This window comes from Streptomyces sp. NPDC005784 (assembly GCF_042871525.1).
GTDB lineage: Bacteria > Actinomycetota > Actinomycetes > Streptomycetales > Streptomycetaceae > Streptomyces.
On record NZ_JBIAIQ010000018.1, the window covers coordinates 175931 to 182595 of the forward strand.

A 6665-nucleotide genomic window follows, 5' to 3' on the forward strand; every position below is an offset into this window, starting at 1 on the left:
GGAGGCAGGAGCCTCGGTACCCGTGAGCGGCTCCGGCGCCGACGCCGCCTGGACGAGGCGGGCCGCACGGCCGGATCGGCCTCACGCGCGGAGTGGCGGCACGCGCGGGGCAGCCGCACGACCGGAGCGGCCCCACGACCGGAGCTGATCGCCATCGCCTACGGTGATCATCGGCGTCCGGGGCATCGCGTCCTCGCGCGCCGGGCACCCCTCGCGCGAGGGATCGCGCGCGGGGACGTTCCGATCCCCGAGGAAAGGCCTCACCACGTGCCCGTCGACGCCCCGCGCGAACGTATCCGTACGGCGGCCATCGGTGCCGCCCGTTCGCGGCCGTGCACCCTCGTCGTCTGCCGGGGCTGCTGCTGCGGCGACCCGCGCAAGTTCCCGGACAGCGATCACGCCTGGCAGCTGGAGCGGTTGCGGGCCGGTGCCGAGGCGTCCGGGGGACGGTTCGTCGTCCGGACCACGGACTGTCTCGGGCCCTGTGACCAGGCGAACGTGATCGTGGTGCAGCCGTCGGGTGACGGACGGCGCGCGGGCGGCCGGCCGACCTGGATCGGTTTCGCCATGGACGACGACTGCACGGACGAGCTGCTGGCCTGGGCCGCCGCCGGAGGACCGGGCGTCGCCGCGCCACCGGCCGCGCTGGAACTCCAGTTCGTCCGCCCGCCCCGCGAGACCCGAGCCCGCGCCCGCGCCCGCCGTTGAGGAGTCGAAGGGCCGCCCTCCGACTCCTTCCTCGGCGACGAAAGGCCCCAGCCGTTGTGAGCGAGGACGGCCCCCGCCGACCGGGACCGAGAACGGCCCCGCCCTTGTCGGGGCGGGGCCGTCGTCGGTCGTGAAACCGCGCGCGGCTACCGGGCCGGTGCCCCTTGCGGTGGAGCCGGGGCGAGACCGGTGGGGCGGGTGGTGAAGACGCCCCGGCCCTGGGTCCGGCTCCGCAACCGGGTCGCGTAGCCGAAGAGTTCGGCCAGCGGCACGGTGGCGGTGATCACCGACGTACCCACGCGGGTGAGCGAGCCTGAGACCCGGCCGCGCCGCGCCGCGAGGTCGCCGAGCACCCCGCCCACGGCGTCCTCGGGCACGGTCACGGTGACCTCGACCACCGGTTCCAGCAGGACCATGGCACTGGCGCGCAGCGCCTCACGCAGCCCGAACCGGCCGGCCGTGCGGAACGCCATCTCCGAGGAGTCCTTCGCATGGGTCGCCCCGTCCGTGAGGGTGACGCGCAGCCCTGTCACCGGGTGACCGCCGAGGGGACCCTCGGCGAGCGCGTCCCGGCAGCCTGCCTCCACGGCACGGACGTACTCCTGCGGCACCCGGCCGCCGACGACTGTCGAACGGAACACGAAGCCCGCGGGACTCCCCTCGACGCCGCCGGGGTCGGTCCCCAGCGGTTCCACGTCGAGGACGACATGGGCGAACTGCCCCGCGCCGCCGTCCTGTTTGACATGCCGGTACACCAGGCCCGACACGCCACGGGCCACCGTCTCGCGGTACGACACCCTCGGCCGCCCGACGGCGACCTCGAGCCCGTGGGCGCGCCGGATCTTCTCCACCGCCACCTCCAGATGCAGTTCTCCCATGCCCGACAGCACCGTCTGCCCGGTCTCGGAGTCGGTGCGGACGACCAGCGAGGGGTCCTCCTCGACCAGCCGCGCCAGCGCCGACACCAGACGGTCGGTCTCGGTGCTCCTGCGCGCCTCGACCGCCACGGACACCACCGGATCGGCGACGACCGGCGGTTCGAGGAGCAGCGGTGCCGCCGGGGCGCACAGAGTCGCCCCGGCCCGGGCCGACTTCGGCCCGATGACAGCGACGATGTCACCGGCCACCGCGCGCTCCAGCTCCGCGTGGCGGTCGGCCCGGACGCGAAGGATCCGTCCGATCCGCTCGGTGCGTCCCGTGCCCACGTCCACCACCGCCTGTCCCTTCTCCACCGTGCCCGCGTAGACACGCAGATACGTCAGCCGTCCGGTGGCGGTGGCGTTCACCTTGAACACCAGCCCCGCGAACGGCGCTTGTGGGTCCGCCGCCCGTTCCTGCTCAGCGCCGCCGTGCGTCCCGCGGACGGCGGGCACGTCGAGCGGCGAGGGCAGGTAGGCCACCACGGCCTCCAGCAGCGGTTCGATTCCGCGGTTGCGGTAGGCCGAGCCGCACAGGACCACCACGCCCTCGCCGGTACGGGTCAGGTCGCGGAGTGCGGCCGAGAGGGTCCGTGCCGAGAGGGTGGAGCGGGCGCAGTACTCCTCCAGGGCCACCGGGTGGAGTTCCGCCACCGCCTCCTCCAGCAGCCGGCGTCGTCGTCGGGCCTCGTCCAGCAGGTCCTGCGGCACCGGGATCTCCTCGGCCGACTCGGCGCCGTCCGCCCACACCAGCGCGCGCATCCGGAGCAGATCGACCACGCCCGTGAAGGCGTCCTCCGTGCCGATCGGCAACTGGACGACCAGCGGCGCCGGATGCAGCCGCTCCCGGATCGACGCGACCGCGGTGTCGAGGTCGGCGCCCGCGCGGTCCAGCTTGTTCACGAAGGCGATCCGCGGGACGCCGTGCCGGTCGGCCCGCCGCCACACCGACTCGCTCTGCGGTTCTACGCCCGCCACGGCGTCGAACACCGCGACGGCGCCGTCGAGGACACGCAGCGAACGCTCCACCTCGTCGGAGAAGTCGACGTGGCCCGGAGTGTCGATCAGGTTGATCCGGTGGCCGTCCCAGGCGCAGCTGACGGCCGCGGCGAAGATGGTGATGCCGCGGTCGCGCTCCTGGGAGTCGAAGTCGGTGACGGTGGTGCCGTCATGGACCTCGCCCCGTTTGTGGGTGGTCCCGGTGAGATAGAGGATCCGTTCGGTGACGGTGGTCTTCCCGGCGTCGACATGGGCGAGGATGCCCAGGTTGCGGACGGCGGCGAGGGGGTCGGTGACGGGGTCGGTGAGGTGACGGTGCAGCTCGGTACGCACGGCCCAGGGCCTTTCGGACGATCCGGAGACGGGTCGGCGCGATTCCCGGACGACACACCTGAGTTCAGGCGGTGACGGACCTCCGGCGGGCAGGGTGCACGGCGACCGGGCAGGCGGGCGCCACCGTACGGGCGGAGGTCAGGAGGTCGTCGCGGGCTTCCGGTTCCGGCCGCGCAGCCGGTACCGGGCCCACGGAGACACGAGGATCACCTCGTACTGTGACCGGGGAACGACGACAGCGGTGCGGTAACGCACGGCCCGGCTCCCCTCGTTCGTCACGACACACACGTCGCCGGAAGGGGCGGTGTGTGATTCCGTGGCGAGTGTAGGGAACCGGGCGCGGGCCGCGCACCGGGTTTTCCCGGGTCCGCTCGGCCGGCCGGATTACGCCCGGGCCCTGCCGGCCGGCCGGTGTCCCGCTGACCCGGTCACCCCGCCGATCGGCGTCAACCGGCTTCCTCAGCGGGCTGGTTGGCTCAGTTGCGGCTCCACTTCTGGTTCGTTCCCCCGTTGCACGACCACAGGACGATCGACGTTCCGTTCGCCGTGCCGCTGCCCGACGCGTCGAGGCACAGGCCGGAGACGTTGTTGGTGATGGTGCCGTTGGAGTTGACGGTCCACTTCTGGTTGGCGCCGCCGTTGCAGTCCCACAGGACGACCCGAGTGCCGTTCGCGGTACCGCTGTTGTAGGCGTCCAGGCACTTGTTGCCGTAGACGACGAGTTCGCCGCGCGAGGTGGCGGTGAACGTCTGGTTCTGGCCTCCGCCGCAGTCCCAGAGTTCGGCCTGGGTGTTGTTGGTGATGGCGCTCTTGAAGAAGTCGAGGCAGCGCCCGGAGCCGGTGCCGACGATCGCGGTGCCGTTGGTTCCGGGGAGGGCGCGGACCGTGACGGCGTCCACGTCGGGCGCGGTGCCCGAAGACGCCGCGAAGGCCAGCGTGTTGGAGCCCTTGGCCAGGGAGGCGAGGACGGACACGGTGCGATACGTGCTCGACGACCCGGTGGGCGGGAAGGCGAGGGTCTGCGCGTACTGGCCGTTGACCTGGAGGGTCGCCCTGCGGGCCGTGGAGCCGCTGTTGGCGTAGCTGATGTCGACGAGTTCCGTGCCGGCGGCGGCCGCGCTGACGGCGGTGAAGGTCGGCGTCGTGGCCGAGGTGGTGTCCTCGTACGTCGTCCCAGAACCCTCGGTGCCACCGACGGTGAGCAGGACGGCCTCGCCCGCGGGCACGCTGGTGGTGTAACTCGTGCTGTAGGAACCGGCGTTGGTCGCCGACCACACGTTGCGGACCGTGGCGGAGGCCGTGGTCAGGCCCATGTCCGCCCAGCGGGCGGTGATGTTGGCGGCGGCGGACGTGCGGTTCAGCAGCAGGACCGCACGCTTGCCGGTGCCGGCGAGGACCTTGCTGTAGACCTGAAGGCCCGTCGTGTCCTCGGCGACCTTGACGCCCTGGAGGCCGCGCGGATCCTGGTCGATCGCTATGACCTCGGAGTTGGTGAGGACCGACGCGGTCGACGAGCTCATGGTGGCGAGGTTGTTGCCCGCGAGCAGCGGTGCGCCGGAGATGGCCCACAGTCCCATGTGGGTGCGGTTCTGGGCGGCGCTCAGACCGGTCATGCCGACGGTCATCATGTCGGGGTCGTTGTAGAACCCGGTGTGCTGGGCGGCGGGGTGCAGCGACTTGTCGAAGTTGGCGAGGACGCTCGCCATCGAGGGGTTGTCGGGCCAGTAGACGATGTCGGTGCTGGTGCGCCACAGGTCACCGGTGCCGGCGGCCCAGTTCCACGGGTTTCCCGTGCCCCATTCGCACAGCGACAGGACGAGCGGGTGTCCGGTGACCGCGGTGGCGGCCGCGTTCGCGTCGCGGATCGCCTTGTACGTCGTCTCCTGGTCGAGGCCCTCGGCGTCCCCGCCGCACCAGTCGACCTTGACGAAGTCGAAGCCCCAGTTCTGGAAGGTCTGGAGGTCCTGCTGGTTGTGGCCCTCAAGACCGGTGCCGGGGGTGGCCGGGGTCGTGGAGGGGGTCGGGTAGTAGTAGCCGCAGCCGTTCTTCCCGGCGTCGGTGTAGATGCCGGCCTTGAGACCCTTGCCGTGGATGTAGTCGGCGATGGCCTTCATGCCGCCCGGCCACTGGGTGGTGTCGACGCTGATGTTGCCGCTGCTGTCGCGGGCGCCCTGCCACCAGCCCTCGTCGATGTTGACGTACTTGTATCCGGCGGCGGCCATGCCGGAGGAGACGAGGGCGTCCGCCTGGGCCTTGATGGTGGCGTAGTCGATGGCGCTGGCGAAGCTGTTCCAGGACGCCCAGCCCATCGGGGCCGGGGCGACCCCGGCCTGGCTGGTGGCGACCGCGGCCGGCTCGGCCGCGAGTGGAGCGGCCGGGCGGCCGAGTCCGGTCAGCGCGGCGACGGCGAGCAGCAGGACGGCGCCCTGGACACCCGCGCGTCTGAGGAGGCGTACCAGACACATCATGTTCGAAAGAGGGGACATGCGGCTCTCCCTTGAGGGGTTTGTTCGCAGAGTCGAACAAAAGTCAACGCGGCTCGCCATATGGCAGCGTCTTGGCCGGGCTGCGTCAAGTCCCTTGCCGCAAAGGGCCGTTCACCTTTGAGCCGTCCTTCACGGACGGCGCGGGCGCCCGGGACGGAGGCCCGGCCCGTTCGCCTTGTCACAAAGGCAACCGTGCCGGGACCCGGGCGCCGACGATGCCGACGGCGCCGAAGAGGACGAACGGGACGGGGAGCGACGGCCGTACGCCGCCGGGCACACACTCGCGATACCTTCGCCCTGTCAGGGCCCATGGGGTCACCAGCAGTTATCCAACGTCGGGATGGTCATGCGCGAGGAAGCGATCGTCGAGGCAGCCGCCGGAGTTCATCTGGTGCACGGCAGCAACACGAACTGGGTGGTGCTGTCCGAGGGCGACTCCGTCACCCTCATCGACACGGGGTATCCCGGCGACCGCGAAGAACTCCTTGCGTCGCTGAAGACCCTCGGCCACGCGCCCGAGGCCGTGACCGCCGTGCTCATCACCCACGCGCACAGCGACCACCTCGGCTCCGCCGAGTTCCTGAACAGCACCTACGGGACCCCGGTCCAGCTGCACGAGTCCGAAGTGCCGCACGCGCGCCGCGAGTTCCTCCACCAGGTGAGCATCGGACAGGTGATGCGGCAGGCCTGGCGTCCCGGTGTCCTGCCCTGGGCGGTGCACGCCATCCGCTCCGGCGGCACGGCGGACGTGACGATGAAGAAGCCCGAGGCCTTCCCGCACGAGGGCCCGCTCGATCTGCCCGGCCGGCCGGTTCCGGTGCACACGCCCGGCCACACCCCCGGCCACTGCGTCTACCACCTGCCGGACGCCGGAGTGCTGATCTCCGGTGACGCCCTGGTGAGCGGTCACCCGACGTCACGGATACAGGGCCCGCAGCTGCTGCCCAAGATGTTCGACACCGAGCGCGCCGAGGCCCTCGCCTCGCTCGAACGCATCGAGTCCCTCGCCGCCGACGTACTGCTTCCCGGACACGGATCCGTGCACCGCGCTTCGGTGCGCGAGGCGGCTCAGCGCGCCCGGGAGCTGGCCGGCTGACGGGGTCCGGCCGCCGCGACCGCCGACCGGGCTAGGCCGTTTCCTTCGGATCATCGGATCGTTGGTTGATGTGTGTCGTTGACTGACGCCCAGTGGGCACGCATCCAGCCGCTGCTGCCGGACCGG

The 6665-nt window shown here is 71.7% G+C and carries 4 protein-coding genes; 2 read left to right on the forward strand and 2 right to left on the reverse strand.

The features are described 5' to 3' along the window. Positions 1-267: 267 nt before the first annotated feature. On the forward strand, positions 268-708 hold the full coding sequence (locus ACFYR3_RS26685) for a (2Fe-2S) ferredoxin domain-containing protein (protein WP_356782914.1): 441 nt from the start codon (positions 268-270) through the stop codon (positions 706-708). 146 nt (positions 709-854) lie between these two features. On the opposite strand, the gene fusA is transcribed toward ACFYR3_RS26685, so the two are convergent. Together fusA and ACFYR3_RS26695 are read right to left on the reverse strand one after the other, a co-directional pair. Continuing rightward, positions 855-2957 (reverse strand): elongation factor G, encoded by a 2103-nt coding sequence (gene fusA, locus ACFYR3_RS26690; RefSeq protein WP_355849462.1) that lies wholly within the window; start codon positions 2955-2957, stop codon positions 855-857. A gap of 476 nt (positions 2958-3433) precedes the next feature. Then, positions 3434-5422 carry an RICIN domain-containing protein gene (locus tag ACFYR3_RS26695; RefSeq protein WP_389284874.1) on the reverse strand — a complete coding sequence of 663 codons (1989 nt, stop codon included), beginning with the start codon at positions 5420-5422 and terminating at the stop codon, positions 3434-3436. Between the two features lie 367 nt (positions 5423-5789). Here ACFYR3_RS26695 and ACFYR3_RS26700 point away from each other — a divergent pair, with 367 nt between their 5' ends. Further along, positions 5790-6539, forward strand: coding sequence for an MBL fold metallo-hydrolase (locus ACFYR3_RS26700; protein ID WP_389284870.1), 750 nt, complete (start codon positions 5790-5792; stop codon positions 6537-6539). Positions 6540-6665: the final 126 nt, after the last annotated feature.

Excerpts from the sequence above, each read along its gene's own strand:
- ACFYR3_RS26700 (WP_389284870.1), top strand. The coding sequence starts at position 5,790 with ATGCGCGAGGAAGCGATCGTCGAGGCAGCCGCCGGAGTTCATCTGGTG.
- ACFYR3_RS26695 (WP_389284874.1), bottom strand. The coding sequence starts at position 5,422 with ATGTGTCTGGTACGCCTCCTCAGACGCGCGGGTGTCCAGGGCGCCGTC.